16 protein-coding genes are annotated in these 14937 nt (G+C 43.0%); 5 read left to right on the top strand and 11 right to left on the bottom strand.

The features are described from left to right. Positions 1-144: 144 nt before the first annotated feature. Complete coding sequence (locus tag B2863_RS05570) at positions 145-393, bottom strand: YdcH family protein (RefSeq protein WP_057761532.1); 249 nt, start codon at positions 391-393, stop codon at positions 145-147. Positions 394-832: 439 nt separating this feature from the next. On the opposite strand from B2863_RS05570, the gene ahpF reads away from it, so the two are divergent. Both ahpF and B2863_RS05560 read left to right on the top strand, forming a co-directional pair. Next, complete coding sequence (ahpF, locus tag B2863_RS05565) at positions 833-2410, top strand: alkyl hydroperoxide reductase subunit F (protein WP_179797528.1); 1578 nt, start codon at positions 833-835, stop codon at positions 2408-2410. 257 nt (positions 2411-2667) lie between these two features. Next, on the top strand, positions 2668-4116 hold the full coding sequence (locus tag B2863_RS05560) for an alanine/glycine:cation symporter family protein (RefSeq protein WP_296208102.1): 1449 nt from the start codon (positions 2668-2670) through the stop codon (positions 4114-4116). An 83-nt stretch (positions 4117-4199) separates the two neighbouring features. Here the strand turns inward: B2863_RS05560 and B2863_RS05555 are convergent, their stop codons facing one another. The 6 genes from B2863_RS05555 to B2863_RS05530 all read right to left on the bottom strand — a co-directional run bounded on the left by B2863_RS05555 (position 4200) and on the right by B2863_RS05530 (position 9360). Then, complete coding sequence (locus B2863_RS05555) at positions 4200-4961, bottom strand: glutathione S-transferase family protein (RefSeq protein WP_296208101.1); 762 nt, start codon at positions 4959-4961, stop codon at positions 4200-4202. A 162-nt stretch (positions 4962-5123) separates the two neighbouring features. Beyond that, positions 5124-5981 (bottom strand): bile acid:sodium symporter family protein, encoded by an 858-nt coding sequence (locus tag B2863_RS05550; RefSeq protein WP_114701569.1) that lies wholly within the window; start codon positions 5979-5981, stop codon positions 5124-5126. A 378-nt stretch (positions 5982-6359) separates the two neighbouring features. Further along, the gene (locus B2863_RS05545; RefSeq protein WP_057761521.1) at positions 6360-6692 is read right to left on the bottom strand and encodes a TIGR01244 family sulfur transferase; all 333 of its coding nucleotides are present in this window, start codon (positions 6690-6692) and stop codon (positions 6360-6362) included. Between the two features lie 67 nt (positions 6693-6759). Beyond that, complete coding sequence (locus tag B2863_RS05540) at positions 6760-7086, bottom strand: beta-lactamase hydrolase domain-containing protein (RefSeq protein ID WP_057761519.1); 327 nt, start codon at positions 7084-7086, stop codon at positions 6760-6762. Positions 7087-7322: 236 nt separating this feature from the next. Continuing rightward, complete coding sequence (locus tag B2863_RS05535) at positions 7323-9026, bottom strand: SulP family inorganic anion transporter (RefSeq protein ID WP_296208094.1); 1704 nt, start codon at positions 9024-9026, stop codon at positions 7323-7325. Positions 9027-9072: 46 nt separating this feature from the next. After that, positions 9073-9360 carry an ArsR/SmtB family transcription factor gene (locus B2863_RS05530; RefSeq protein WP_057761516.1) on the bottom strand — a complete coding sequence of 96 codons (288 nt, stop codon included), beginning with the start codon at positions 9358-9360 and terminating at the stop codon, positions 9073-9075. A gap of 378 nt (positions 9361-9738) precedes the next feature. Between B2863_RS05530 and B2863_RS05525 the strand changes: the two genes are divergently transcribed. From B2863_RS05525 to trxC, 3 genes are all read left to right on the top strand, one after another. Next, on the top strand, positions 9739-10611 hold the full coding sequence (locus B2863_RS05525) for an MBL fold metallo-hydrolase (protein ID WP_296208091.1): 873 nt from the start codon (positions 9739-9741) through the stop codon (positions 10609-10611). Between the two features lie 159 nt (positions 10612-10770). Beyond that, on the top strand, positions 10771-11391 hold the full coding sequence (locus tag B2863_RS05520; protein ID WP_296208089.1) for a class I SAM-dependent methyltransferase: 621 nt from the start codon (positions 10771-10773) through the stop codon (positions 11389-11391). Between the two features lie 148 nt (positions 11392-11539). After that, positions 11540-11977 (top strand): thioredoxin TrxC, encoded by a 438-nt coding sequence (gene trxC, locus B2863_RS05515; protein WP_296208087.1) that lies wholly within the window; start codon positions 11540-11542, stop codon positions 11975-11977. A gap of 186 nt (positions 11978-12163) precedes the next feature. On the opposite strand, the gene B2863_RS05510 is transcribed toward trxC, so the two are convergent. The 4 genes from B2863_RS05510 to B2863_RS05495 form a co-directional block, all read right to left on the bottom strand. Continuing rightward, a complete protein-coding gene (locus B2863_RS05510) occupies positions 12164-12559 on the bottom strand; it encodes a hypothetical protein (RefSeq protein WP_057761508.1) in 396 nt (131 codons plus the stop codon). A gap of 165 nt (positions 12560-12724) precedes the next feature. Then, positions 12725-13084 (bottom strand): SirB2 family protein, encoded by a 360-nt coding sequence (locus B2863_RS05505; protein ID WP_296208085.1) that lies wholly within the window; start codon positions 13082-13084, stop codon positions 12725-12727. A 74-nt stretch (positions 13085-13158) separates the two neighbouring features. Next, positions 13159-13479: a BolA family protein gene (locus tag B2863_RS05500; protein WP_296208083.1), complete on the bottom strand. Its 321-nt coding sequence runs from the start codon at positions 13477-13479 to the stop codon at positions 13159-13161. Between the two features lie 284 nt (positions 13480-13763). After that, positions 13764-14576 (bottom strand): M48 family metallopeptidase, encoded by an 813-nt coding sequence (locus B2863_RS05495; RefSeq protein ID WP_057761502.1) that lies wholly within the window; start codon positions 14574-14576, stop codon positions 13764-13766. Positions 14577-14937 lie beyond the last annotated feature (361 nt).

Genomic DNA, 14937 nt, shown 5'->3' with positions numbered 1-14937 from the left:
TAGTGCTGTATCTTAAACATCTGATTTAAGTCAGTGCTACAAATAAAGACCCCATTAACATAAGTTGATGGGGTCTTTTTACGTCTTAAGCATAGATATTGTTAGTACTATTTTTTCAGCATATCTCTAAGTATAGGCGCAATATTAAGCGCGAGACTGTGCTTTATTTTTATCAATGGTTTTATAAATCTCGTCTTTGAGCTGTAGCTTTCGTCGTTTCATCTGTTCGATTTCTTCGTCGCGACTGGCATGCTTGACTACATCGTTTTCAAGCTTATTAATTTGCCTATCTAGAGTCGTATGCTCGTCAAAGATACTCGCAAAATGCGTGTCCTTTTGCTTGAGCTCATCGATAATATCACTGTGATCTTGCCATGTGTCTGTCATTGTCATGTTGTCATCCTTGTTATTTAGTGCAAGCTTAGAATAAGCGTAAGCACGTTATGGTTAAGACGCTTATGATGGTGAGACTTTGTTTGGAAGGGGTGAAAGTTTAATGGTAATAAAGATAGCTACTTCACGATATTGATAATGCATATTGCTATCAATACCATTCGATTGTAGCGAAAAAATAGACCATGTACCATCACTATCATTTGTTTGTGTATTTGTATTTAATTATTTAAAGCAATAAACGATTGGTTTTATAAAACATAAAGTTTGAGTTTCTCAGCTTGCCGAAACTCGCTAAACGCTTGATAATAGACACATCAAAGGGCAAGAGCCCACTATATATAACCTTTTATACAAAATTATTAACACCAACTATTTCATATTTAGACGCGTGGCTTGATAGCTGCCGTTACATATTCAGTCATAATGAGGAACAAACATGATAGATCAGAATTTATTAGATGCCGTTAAGAGCTATAGCGAAAACATGACACGCCCAATTACTTTTGTATTAGGTAATGGTACGCATGCAAAACGTGCAGAATTGGTAGATTTTTTGACCAAGATTGCTGGAACAACAGACAAAATCAACTTCGATGCAGAAGCAACTGACGATAGTTTGCCTAGTGCGATTAGTTTTAAAGTAGTCAGTCACATTGATGGCGCATCAAACGATACTGGTATCGTATTCAGCGGTATCCCAGGTGGTCATGAGTTTACGTCGTTGATTTTGGCGATTCTGCAAGCCGGTGGTCATACGCTAAAGTTGGATGAAGGTATCCAAAAGTTAGTTAAGCGCTTTAATAAGCCATTACAGTTCCAGACCTACGTGTCATTGTCATGCCATAGCTGCCCAGAAGTCGTTCAGGCATTGAACCAGTTTGCGCTACTAAACGATGGTATCAGCAATGAGATGATCGATGGTGCATTGTTTCAAGAGCAAGTAGAAGCGAACAAAATCCAAGGCGTACCAGCTGTATTTTTGAACGGTAAACCATTTGCTAATGGCCTAATCGACACCGCTAAATTGATCGGAAAATTGCAAGAGCAGTTCCCTGATTTATTGTCAGAAGTAGAAGATGATGCTGAGCAATTAGAGCAGCAAGACGTCACTATCATCGGTGCTGGCCCTGCAGGTGTGGCCGCTGCCATTTATACAGCGCGTAAAGGCTTAAAAGTTACGATGGTCGCTGACCGTATCGGTGGACAGGTAAAAGACACGCAAGACATTGAGAACTTGATTTCAGTGCCGCTAACCAATGGTACAGATTTATCGACCAACTTTGTTAAGCACTTGGCCGAATATAATATCACGCTAAAAGAGCATGTGAGCGTTAAAGAAATCGGCGAGACTGAAGAAGAGAACTACAGTATCCATCTAAATACTGGTGAGACGTTCGAGACTCGTAGTATTATCTTGGCGACAGGTGCTCAGTGGAGAAAGCTTGGCGTACCGGGTGAAGAAGAAAATATCGGTAAAGGTGTGGCTTTCTGTGCGCATTGTGATGGTCCATTCTTTAAAGGTAAAGACATCTCAGTGATCGGCGGTGGTAACTCAGGCGTTGAGGCAGCACTAGATTTGGCAGGTATCGTCAATCACGTTACTGTACTCGAGTTCGCTGATGAATTAAAAGCTGACCAAGTACTGATCAACAAAGCCAAAGAGAAAACCAATATTGAGTTCATTACCGGTGCAGCGACGCAAGAGATCAAAGCGACTGATGGCAAAGTATCGTCTATCGTCTACCAAGATCGCAGCACAGGTGAGACTCATGAGCGTGATTTATCAGGGGTGTTTGTACAGATTGGTTTAGTTCCAAACACTGGATTCATCAAAGGCTTCGTTGATCTAAACCGCTTTGGTGAGATCGAAATCGATGAGCGCTGCCGTACAGATCGTAAAGGTATCTTTGCTTGTGGTGACGTAACCACCGTACCATTTAAGCAGATTAACATTGCGATGGGTGAAGGTAGTAAAGCAGCATTGTCAGCCTTTGAATACCTAGTCATGCAGTAAGCTGTTCAGTTTAGTTTCAGTATAAAAGGCCACCTCGGTTGAGGTGGTTTTTTTGTGCTATTGCATAAATACGTCTATATAAAAAATCCTGATATTTAGAAAATGGACTCTTAAGTAAACAAATAACGCGTTTTCACTCAGAAAATATCAGTATTTACGTTACAAATTCGACATTTGCATTACAAACTCGTGTTGTTGATGCAATAATGTATGCAATAAAACCTATCATAGCGTCATGAACTATAAGGAAAATAGGCATGGAATACATTGAAGCTTTTTTTGCCCTAGTCGGGGATCTAACGTGGGGCTGGGCGCTCGTGCCTATGCTAATTATCTTTGGTTTACTATTCACCATCGTAGGTAGGTTTGCCCAGTTTAGATATTTTAAACGTATGTTCCGTGTGTTCAAAACGGATGAAGTAGGAGACGACGGAATCTCTGCCCGTCAGGCGTTGCTCGTTTCTATCGGTGGACGTGTGGGCGGCGGTAACATTGCTGGCGTTGCTGTTGCCATCTCTTTAGGAGGACCGGGAGCGGTATTCTGGATGTGGGTTGTGGCCTTAATTGGCATGATGACCAGCATTGTCGAGTGTAGCTTAGCCCAGCTTTACAAGCGTAGAGACAATGATGGTAACTTTCGCGGTGGCCCTGCGACCTATATTTTACATGGGTTAGGTAAAGACTATCGCTGGCTCGCTGTCATCTATGCGATCTCGCTACTACTGTCTTTTTCTATCGGGTTTGTGGCGTTTCAGGGCAACACGGTAGCAGGCTCAGCGCTTGAAAGCTTTGGGATTGAGCGTTGGATATCGGGCGTAGTATTGGTGATTACAGGTGGCTTTATTGTCTTTGGCGGCATCCAGCGTATTGCTAAAGTCGCCGATGTGGTCATTCCGGTGATGGCGCTCATCTATATCGCTATGGCGCTTATTATCATAGGGCTGAACTTTACAGAATTACCGGCATTGTTGGTTTTGATTGTAAAAAATGCTTTTGGTATCGAGTCTGTCGTGGGCGGTGGTATTGGTGTGGCGATTGAGCAGGGTATGAAGCGTGGTTTATTCTCTAATGAGGCAGGTCTAGGTTCTGCGCCTAATATTGCCGCCACCGCTTACGCCACTCATCCTGTGAGTCAAGGTATCTCACAGTCACTGTCTGTGTTTATTGATACGATAATCGTATGTAGTGCCACCGCATTTATGATTTTACTGAGCGGAGTATATCAGCCAGGCGCTGAAGTTGATGGCATTGTACTGGCGCAGCAAGCATTGAGTAATCAGCTTGGCGATTGGTCACAGTATATCTTGACCATATCGTTATTGTTATTCGCCCTCAGCTCTATTATGTATAATTATTATATGGGCGAAAATGCGATTAACTTTTTGGTCAAAAAGAATATCAAAATGGCGACTTTGGTCTTACGCGTTGTGGTTATTGCGATATTATTCATCGGTGCAGTTGCGCCAGCGGCAACCACTGTGTTCTTCTTCGCTGATCCTCTCATGGGTGTACTGGCGCTAGCCAACTTATTGGCATTGATTATGTTATTCCCGCGAGCCAAGCGTTTGCTCAATGACTTTGCAAGACAATTAAAAGCTGGGGTCAAAGAGCCTTTATTCGATGCGCAAGAGTATGAAAAGTTGGATCTCGATTTGAGCGCATGGGGTAAAAAAGCAGTAAAAGAGGCATTAGAGCAAAAGCAGTAAAACGTTATGCTCGAAGTCTTATCAAACAAAAAACCACTTTAGCTAAGCTGAAGTGGTTTTTTTATGCAAGATATTATTTATGCCTAAAATGAATGGTTATTCGCCAATACGCCAACGACAGACAGTATCTCTCCTGCTTCGTCTTCTTCAATAATTCGAGTTTCTGTCAGTGCTGATTGTTGCCACGCCTGTATGTGTGGATGATTTAGCATAGTTTGGCAATACTGCTTGGTCATTGGCTGCAAAGCAATATTGGACGCATCAGCATAAGTCTGTAATCGCAGCACCACTGGAGCAAAAAACACATCGGCTGCTGTGAAATCTCCGAATAAGAAACTGTCTGCTGAGCGACCTTTTAAACAATCGTCAAAGATGTCTTCGATACGAGTGATATCTGCTAAGCAAGCACTACTTGGCTGTATCTTAGCCGTTGCTCGTATATTCATCGGCATTTCATTACGAATACCTGTCAATCCTGAGTGCATCTCCGCCACGATGCTTTGGCAATAGGCGTTATTTATTCTACTTTGATTATTATTTCGTTTTTCAGCGTTAGATTTATCAATGCCTGTCCAAATATCAATATCCGTAAAGTACTCATTAACATGCATCGCAATCGCTAAGGTGTCCCAAACGGTTACTTTATTATCTTTTTCACCATAGACTAAAATAGGTACTTTACCCGTTGGTGAATGCGTTTCGAGCGTTGGACGTGCTGATGGATGAAACAACTCAACAAGCTGCTCATCAAAATCAACATTGAATGCTTTGAGCAACAGCCACGCTCGTAGCGACCAAGATGAATAGTTTTTATTCCCAATAATTAATAGCGGTTTTTGCATCATAGAGTCCTATTAAGCGATAACAGTAGCATTTTATTATGTACTCAATGTTGAGTATTGACCAGTCTATAACCCGAGCTATATTTCTATCATTTAAATCATATTACAAAAAAACGCCCATCTAATATTTAGAAGTGCGCTTTTTATTTCTCGTACTTACTACAATCAGTTTTTGTTTTTGATTAGGAAAATAACGGGCAGCGCAACGACATACATCAGCACACCGTACAAAGCAGCAGGCAGTGCTATAACTGGCAGTGTGCTCACACCCATGATGATAGGAGCTAAGGTAATAGCCGTTGTACTATTTTGGATACTGGTTTCTATCGAGATGGTTTTGGTATCAAACCAGCTAAGCTTTAGGACTCTAGAAATTAAGATGCTAATAGCAAATAAAATAGCAATGATAAAGATAAGTTCTAAACCAATTTGAGTGAACTGTGATTGTAGTAGTTGCCAGTTAGAGGCAATAGCAGCAAAGACAATTAAGACAAAAAACACGCTGGCCAAGCCGTTAAGCAGACTGCTACGACGTACCATAAAGTCAGTAAATTTGTGGCGAGCAAGCATACCAAGAGATACGGGCAATGTGGTCAATAAGAACATGACTAGGCCAATCTTTATGGCGCTAATAGAGTTCGCCTGATCTTTCATAAAATGATCAAAAGCCAACGTAATTAAAATGGGCAATGTAATGACCGACAATATGCTGACTACACCGGTCAACGCGATAGAGAGAGCGACATTTCCTTTGGCATAGTAGGTCAGCATGTTGCTAGTGACGCCACCGGGACAAAAACTAATCAGCATAATCCCAAAAGCAATCGCTGGTGGCGGAGCCGTTACTAACACGACTGCTAGCGCAACCAACGGTACCAACACAACTTGATTGATTAAGCCAACAAAGAACGCTTTTGGATATTTGGCAATGACCTTAAAATCACTAAGTTTTAGCCCTGCTCCTAGAGTGAACATAATGTAGGCAAGGGCTAGTGGCAGTAATGCTAGCGCGGTATTATTCATCAAACATTCCTTGTAAAACTAAAATGCCATATCAAGATGGCGTTTTGAAAGTAAATAGCAGCGGGGCAACCTTGTCACCATACAGCTGCTCACATTCCATGTGTTTAGGTATTTAATCGTCTAGCTAATGAGGTGTCTTAACCACTAAGCTAGATCAAGCATATCAAATGATAATAGCGGTATTACGCTCGTATAGTAACCCACTTGTCGTGACTATTGAGGTTGCTGTGCAGCTAACGGGAAGTGATTGGGCTGTGACTAGGTAGTGATTGGGCTGCTTGTGGCTAATGACACTTCGAGCATAATGATAAGCGCAGTAAAAAGCCCACAAGATTCTGTGGGCTAAATACTCTAACTGTCTAGTCTGTTCATGCTGCACTAGTCATCTAGTAAATCCATTTGCTTAGCTGCTTCATAGATACCGTTTGAGCGGTTACCCGTGCGGCAAAAAATCAGCATTGGCTGCTCAGCTTGATTAAAGAAATCTGCAAACGTTTCGACGTGAGTTTGATTCAGCTCATTACCTGCAAAAGAAATCTCTTTATAAGCAAGTCCAGCTTCTTTGGCTGCTGCTTCGATTTCGGCACTGGTTGGCTGATTTGGCTCTTCACCATCAGGACGGTTGTTGATAATGGTTTTGAAACCATTTTCGGCAATCATAGGCACTTGGTCAGGCGTGATTTGTCCGGTAAAGCTAACTTCATGGCTCATAAGAGCTCCTTGTTTTTATTGGTGTTGTTGGGTTTATAAAACGTGTGAGTTCGTGCGACGGTTATCGTTATAACAGACCTTGCATCAATGCACTTTGGTACAGTAGCTTGGCGCGTGCCCCAGTACCGCAAAACATTAATATAGGCTTGGGCATTGAGTGATAGAAATCGGCAAACTGCTCGACCGTCAGCATACTTAAACGCTCATCATCAAATGGCAGATGCTGATACGCTAGGTTTGCCTGTTCGGTAGCAGTCGCCAAATCGCAGCTATTAGGCTGTGTTTCAATTTCGGCATCTGGGCGAATATTAAGCACTGAGCGATAACCAAGCTCAGCAATCTTAACGCATTGGCTTGGGTATATTTGCTTATAAATCGTTAAATCATCGGTCATAAAATAGGTTCAGTTATATTTGTTAAAGTATATTTATTATTGAGGGTTGGGCTAAGAATATCAAAGGACTATACACCAGCATTCTTTAGGCGGATTTATAGGTTAATTGATTCCCTATTTAGTGCGTCTAGCATAACACAGGCGCTATCATAGCGATATTGTGTTGTAGACGACAATAGTAATTGAGGTTGAGAGAAGTTAATGTCGCAGCGACTTTGTTGTGGTCAAACTATAGATTATTTTAATGCATCGACAGCATCTAAAGTACTCAGATAGACCTGCCCTGATAGCTCACTAATCAATGGGGTGTGACCGATAATGTCCATCACAGGACCTTTGATAAAGCTAAAATGTAAGCGCTTATTCTGTAACGCCAACTCGTGGTTTAAGGTACAAAGCATTTCTTGAGCAGTCAGATCTATATGATTGACAGCAGCCATAATCAATATGATTTCATTGGCATTGGGATATTGCTGCATGGCATTTAGGATGTGTCGGTGTACGGATTCACTATTACCAAAGAACAGACTCTCATCGATACGTAACATCAATAAATTGCTAAAAGTCACTACATCATGGCGATTAATATTACGAAAATGCCCTGTGCCGCCCAACTGTCCAACGACAGCCACGTGCGGCTTACTCGACTGCCAGATGAGACTGGCGAATGACACCATGAGACCAATGACCAGCCCCGTGTTTAGTCCAAATATAAGCACACCGACGAACGCAGCCAAAAAGCTAGCACCATCTAAGCGATCACGCTGCCATGCAGATTTCAACGTCGCAATATCTATCAGGCCAATGATAGAGGCCATGATAGTTGCGCCCAGTAGTGCATAGGGTAGTGGAGCAAGCGCATTGCTAAAGGCTATGAGCGCGGCAATCATTACCAGTACGGTAACGAGACTAGCTAGTGGTGTCTTCGCGCCTGAGTCGGCATTGATAGCCGTACGCGAAAAACCTCCTGCAACCGCAAAACTTTGGAACAGTCCACCAGACAGATTGGCCAGCCCAAGTCCAGTTAACTCACGATTGGCATCAAAGCTTTCACCACGCAAGCGCGCATAAGTACTGGCAACTGAACTGCTCGATACAAATACGATCAGTGCCATCAATCCTGCGGTTGGTAAAAGCTTCAGTGCTTCTTGCAGGTCTGAGATATGCGGTAACGTAAAGCTTGGCAGCCCTTGTGGAATACGACCGATGGTCGCCACACCATGTGTGCTCCAATGCAGTGCCATACTGAGTAGGATAGCGATGCCAAGTAAAATAAGCGGGAATAAGCGCTCTGCCCATTTGGCATATGACGATGATAGCCACGTCTGCCATATCCACTCACTTGCATAGCGATTGGCAACCAATAGCGCAAATGCGGTAATACCGATAGCTAAGGTTAATGGATGCAGCTGGCTGGCATAGCGTTGCATGGTAGATAGATACCCAATCAAACTATTGCCAGTGACCGGAATGTCGGTCAGATATTTGAGCTGACTGACAAATATAAGTACCGCTGCGCCGCTTACAAACCCTGCGGACACGCCGCGGCTGATAAACTGCATGATCCAGCCAAGTTTTAACCGTCCTGCTATCCATAGCAGTGCACCTACCATCAGTGCCAATAGGCTGGCCATCAGTGCATACTGTTCAGTGCCTTGCTCAGCATAAGGCAGTAGGCCACTGGCTGTCATGATGGCGGTAATGGCAACCGGTCCTACGGCTTGCACGTTGCTAGAGCCGAGCCAAGCATAAACGAGGACAGGTACGATCGCTGCATATAGGCCATAGACAGGCGGCAGTCCTGCCAATACGGCGTAACCTAGGCTCTGCGGTATGACCAACACGCCCACCACTATGCCTGCGACGAGATCAGTCGGCAACGCTGAGAGCTGGTATTGACGCAGCCAAGCTGGAATCAGACGAGCGACGATAGAGGACATATCAATCACCACAGTAGATAGTACAAATAATTAGGCGAGGGCAGATTTATTCTGCTTTGGCACAAAAACGTTGATACAGTAGATCGAGTACAGCTAGCGCATCCTCGCTTGCGATACTATAGTAAATTTGCTTACCTTCGCGGCGTGTGGCGACCAGCTCGTCTTTACGCAATATACCCAATTGCTGCGATAAGCTCGGCTGTCCAACCCCAACCAAGTCTTCAAGCTCACCGACGCAATATTCACCTTGGGTCAATTGGCACAGAAGAAGTAGGCGATCAGGGTGCGATAGCGACTTTAATAGTTGGCTGGCTTGTAGCGATGCTTGCTGCATTTGCTTAGCAAGATCGGCAGGTACTAAATCTGCAGTATCAGATGACCCATCGTCAGTGGTACTGCGAGTAGGTGTACCTTCGGCTGAAATAGAAATAGTCAGAACAAATTCCTTACATTAGATGGTAACAAGTGCCATGATGTTTTGAACAATATATAGTTGATTATCAATGATATCACGCCACATAGCAAGTTATCATTAATTACATTATATAAATTGATAAATTGTATAGTGGTTGTTATATTGGTGGCATCAGGTAAATCGTAGGAACGCATTATATACGACTGAATATCATACTTAAGGGTTAATTAAAGATAAAAATCCCTATGTCCAAAATATGTATAAATAACTTATGTATAAATAACTAAAGAGGCCGCCATGCAAGTTCATTCTTTTTTAGATAGCGATACAGAAACCTATACCCATGTACTTGCTGATACTGAGCAAAAATTATGCGCCATTGTCGATCCTGTATTGAACTTCGATGCTAAGTCAGGCAGAACCAATACCAGCAGTGTCGATGAAGTGATTGAGTTTGTACGTGAGCAGGGTTGGGCGCTCAAGTACATTATTGAAACCCATGCGCATGCAGATCATTTATCGGCGGCCATTCATGTAAAAGAAAGCCTTGGCGGACAATTAGTCATCGGTCAGCATATCGCCGAAGTACAAAAAATCTTTAAGCAAATTTTTAACTTTGACACGAGTTTCCGCACTGATGCCAGCCAGTTTGATATCTTGACAGACGAAGGCGAGACCTTAGAGCTTGGCAATATTACTATCACTGCGATGTATGTACCCGGTCACACACGTGCCGATATGGCTTATCTAGCCGCTGATAATGAGAAAACAGTGGTATTCGTTGGAGATACATTGTTCGCACCTGATGTCGGTACAGCGCGCTGTGATTTTCCTGGTGGCGATGCCAAAACGCTTTATCAGTCTATTCAGAAGCTGCTAGCACTTCCTGAAGATACCGTCATGTATCTGTGTCATGATTATCCAAGCAAAGGTCGTCAGCATTGCCCAACGACGACAGTAGCCGCGCAAAAACTAGAAAATATCCATGTTAAGGACAGTATAAACGAAGCAGAGTTTGTGCAGATGCGTGAGCGCCGTGATGCGACTCTAGATATGCCTCGCCTTATCATTCCTGCTGTACAAATCAATATCGATGCAGGACATTTTCCAGAGCCAGAAGACAACGGTACACGTTATCTAAAAGTTCCGATCAATGTCCTCGGTGGATAGGTTAAACAGTTTAATAACTGAAGATCATTACCTGATGCAGCTCTACGTAAGTATCGTATGATCAATATCTATAAGAATGCTAACCTATAGACTGTTCATTTTTAGATGCTATGTATGACCACCTGCAAGCGCTAAGTGCGGCAATAACTGGAGAGAGCAATGAACCCTTACGAGCGCTATGTGTTGCCAAAGATGATAGATATTGCCTGTAGTACAGGCAATGTGATGAAAGCACGTTCCAAAATTGTTCCGCAAGCGCTCGGTAAGGTGTTAGAGATCGGCATTGGTAGCGGTCTGAACTTACAGTTTTATGATGCTAACAAAGTCTCCTCTATCATCGGTGTGGATCCAGCGGCTCAAATGCAGTCGCTTGCACGTGAGCGTGCGGCTAACATTGGCATTCCAGTTGAAGTGATAGCCGTCGATGTACAAGGTATCCATGCCGATACGGATCAATTTGATACGATTGTGATGACTTTTACCTTGTGCAGTATTGATGATCCAATAGCGGCGCTTCGGGAAATGGCGCGCGTGTTAAAACCTAGCGGACGCTTATTATTTTGTGAGCATGGACTGGCACCAGACTCTTCTGTTGAGCGTTGGCAGCATCGATTGACGCCTTTTTGGAAACCTATAGCGGGAGGATGTCATTTAGATCGCGATATTCCAGCGCTTATCAGAGAAAGTGGGTTTGTCATTGACGAGTTGAGCGAAGCGTATTTGCCCGGCCCAAGACCAATGAGCTATGTATATAGCGGTGTGGCACAGCAACTGGCATAAAGGATAAGCCCAATTAACTATGCTAAAATTATTTACCAATCAACGCGACGACGACTATAACTACAGCAAGCAACGTAACTATTTTTTAGATAAGAGCGTTCATGAAGAGTATTTGAAATAACAAAATAATTAGAATAGGAATTAAATAATGAGTGAGCAAAGTTTTCATCTAGTATGCCCACATTGCCAAGCAACCAACCGTGTACCTGCTGCACGATTAAGCGCTGCGCCAAAATGCGGTAAATGTGGTCAACCATTATTGACTGCTAGTCCGCATGAGCTAAATGCGCAAACAGCCAATAAGGTTATCCAAAAGAACGATGTACTGACTATCGTGGATTTTTGGGCGAGTTGGTGTCAGCCTTGCATTATGATGGCGCCAGAGTTCAAGAGCGCTGCTAGTCAATTGCCACAAGTGTTCTTTGCCAAGGTACAAACGGATAGATACGAGCAGGCAGCCGCTCCTTACAATATTCGCAGCTTGCCAACGATGGTTGCTTTTAGAAATGGTAAAGAAGTCGCACGTCAATCAGGCGCGTTACCAAGTCATCAAATCATCCAATGGGTGCAAAGCTTACAGTCGTAGTATTAGTCAGGCTAGATTACTTTTTCTCCAAGCTATCTATCCAAGCAATCATGTTTTCTTATAAAAAACCGTAGCAATAAAAAAGCCAATATGCGATCTGCATATTGGCTTTTTGCTATTTCATGTACTATTTTACGGTGTCATACACTGTTTTAGCCGTGTAGATAGCTTTGCACTTGCTTAAGCTTATTCACCATAAATCTTGATGCCATTGGCAAAGCTACAACGCTGAATGCGCGCCGACTGGACAATTGCATCACGCTCACCGTAGAGACGCGATAATTTTGCATCGCGTGCTTTGGTATTGTTGCTCTTGCCTAGACCAAAGCTGATATTCGGCGAAATACCCCAGCGTCCTGCAGAGACGCCTACACCGACGCCTGATGCCGATAGCGTAGATTGCTCGTTGCGAGCCGCTTCGACATAGCGGTTGACGCGAGTGTACTCTTGGCTAAGGGCTTGGCAATTGTAGTTTTGATAAGTACTTGGCGGTACATATTGCGGGGTGATGTTACCAGTAGAGGCACAGCCTGAGAGCGCAAAAATGCCAGCTAGTAGTGTCGCTGTCGTAAACGTTTTCATAATGGCTCCAGTGGCTAAGTGATTGTATTTATATCTATTTAAGATAGCAAAAATAGCGCGATTAAGATATTGAAAATCCATCGATGATGAAAAATTTTCGTATCATGTCATCAACATATCGACAGCTTTCTAAAACGGTTGCTTATTAAAACAGAAAATCGCTTATTAAAATAAGTTTGCTGGTTTGGCAAAGGCAAGTATTACGATCCCGATATAAGCAACGGCAGCGATAAGAATACCTGTTTTTCTTTGCACAGGTGTCGCATCAACTTTAAACGCTTTGATACTTGAGCTAATAGCCGCGATAAGTAAGATGATTTTGGCAAATACCCACTGTACAGGAGCGTTGGCACCCATCAATTGCATTAGCATCATTGCCCCTGACAGGATAAGTAGGGCATAGATAACATGCGTGGCTATTTTGACCACACGTGGTGCGCGTCTATCCGCGCTGAGTACTAAGTAGCTTTGATATAAAAATAGCACAACAGTCAGCGCTGCCATCAGCATATGTAGATGTTTCATTGAATATTGCTCCCTCTAAAACTGCAGTATATAGGCTAATTTAAAATATGTAGTTGCGATTCAAATCCAGTCGCCTATTTGTTTTGACCAGCACATAATGGACTCTCAGGGCTTTGACCTTGCCATTCTGTCGGAGTATAGGCATGGATAGCGAGGGCATGCACTTGGCCGCCTTGCGAAGTGAGTAAAGGCGTGACTAGGCCATATATCAGCTGATGACGCCCGACCAGTCGTTTGCCTTCAAAAGCATTGCTAACAATAGTAAGTTTAAAGTGGCTTTCTTTACCTTCAAAGTAACCAGCATGCGACATCGACTCATTGATCAGTTCGATATGCTGCGGCTCTAGTGCCTGTAATTCGGTATGAAGTGCGTCGGCAGTAGGTGTGGTACTCATAACAATCCTTCAGTGTGTTTTGCGCAATTTGATTGAGCAATCTGCAAATAATATTTATCGGCATTATAACAGACACGATAAGCGGGATAGCGTGCGATTGCCAAATCGAACAATTGCAAACCCTGTCGATTACAATGCTTATCAACTGCAATGCTTGTCAATTATAAAACCTGCCATGTATGGCTATAACTAAAAAAGCAAAGCACAACGCTTTGGCTGTACTTTGCTTCTATGATATCTAAACTCGCACTGTTAAAGCGTAAAGGTAGCTAATTAGCTACTTATTAGCGGCGCGACTGTTGATATAGAGGCGTAACTTTTGGCATCAATGACTGTAACTCTGCGATACGGCTGCTGCTCGTTGGGTGAGTGCTAAGGAATTGTGGCGGCTCACCTTGGCTTGCTTTTTGCATTTTTTGCCAAAGCGTAACAGCCGCCTGAGGGTTATAACCTGCACGTGCCATCAGCTCAAGACCGATCTGATCGGCTTCGCTTTCTTGAGTGCGACTGTGGGGTAGGCTTAAGCCTAAATTACCAGCAGTACCAGCTAACTCAGCCTGTCCTTGTGATAGGCCAAATATACTGGCAGCCAGACCGATACCAGTTTGGGTTGCATACTCGCGTGATAGACGCTCACGTGAATGCTCACGCAATGCATGAGAGATTTCATGACCCATAATGGCAGCAATCTCATCATCAGTAAGGTTCAAACGATCGATGATGCCTGAATAAAACATAATCTTACCACCCGGCACCACAAATGCATTTAAATCGTTAGACTTGATGGTGTGTACTTCCCATTGCCATTTGGCTGCATCAGCGCGGTAGACGCCAACTTGACCAACCAACCGATTCGCAATATTTTTTAAGCGGTTTAGCTGAGCGGTATTGGTATCTAACACACCTTTTGATTTTGCGTCTTGTATTGTTTTGGCATAGCTTTGGGCAGATAGCGCCAATACTTGCTCACTAGACACCAATAGCAACTGCTGACGATCAACACCAACTGCGCCAGAATTGGTAGTACTGGTACAACCAGTTAAAGTCAGTGCTGACAACGAAGCGGCCATCACTGTCGTGGTTAATAACTTCTTCATAAAAATATCCTCTCTATAAGATGGAAAAACGTAAAGTCAAACAAGTTGAAAAATAGTGCAGCAGATGTGGGAGCCGTGTTTATTGATCTTTTAGTAGTGCTCATTGATCCGCTTAAACAGTAAAAGTTTACCTTAACTGCCATTGGACATAAGTATAATAATGTTAACCACCTAAAACCAAGATAGGAAAAGTAACAATAAAGCGTATGATTGTAAGTGTGATATGTTTTTATTAGAGTGAAAATAGTGCGTTTTTCCTTTATCGATTGTCTTATGACCGTTATAAAGCTAAGGGAAGTAAAGCTCAGACTTAAATTTCTATAATTAATGTGAAATATTTTTTATTTAGCTAAAATTAATT

It is taken from the genome of Psychrobacter sp. UBA3480, from assembly GCF_002377945.1.
In the GTDB taxonomy this organism is placed as follows: Bacteria; Pseudomonadota; Gammaproteobacteria; order Pseudomonadales; family Moraxellaceae; genus Psychrobacter.
Note: the sequence above shows the minus strand (reverse complement) of the source record. Positions and strands in the feature narration are given on the sequence as shown.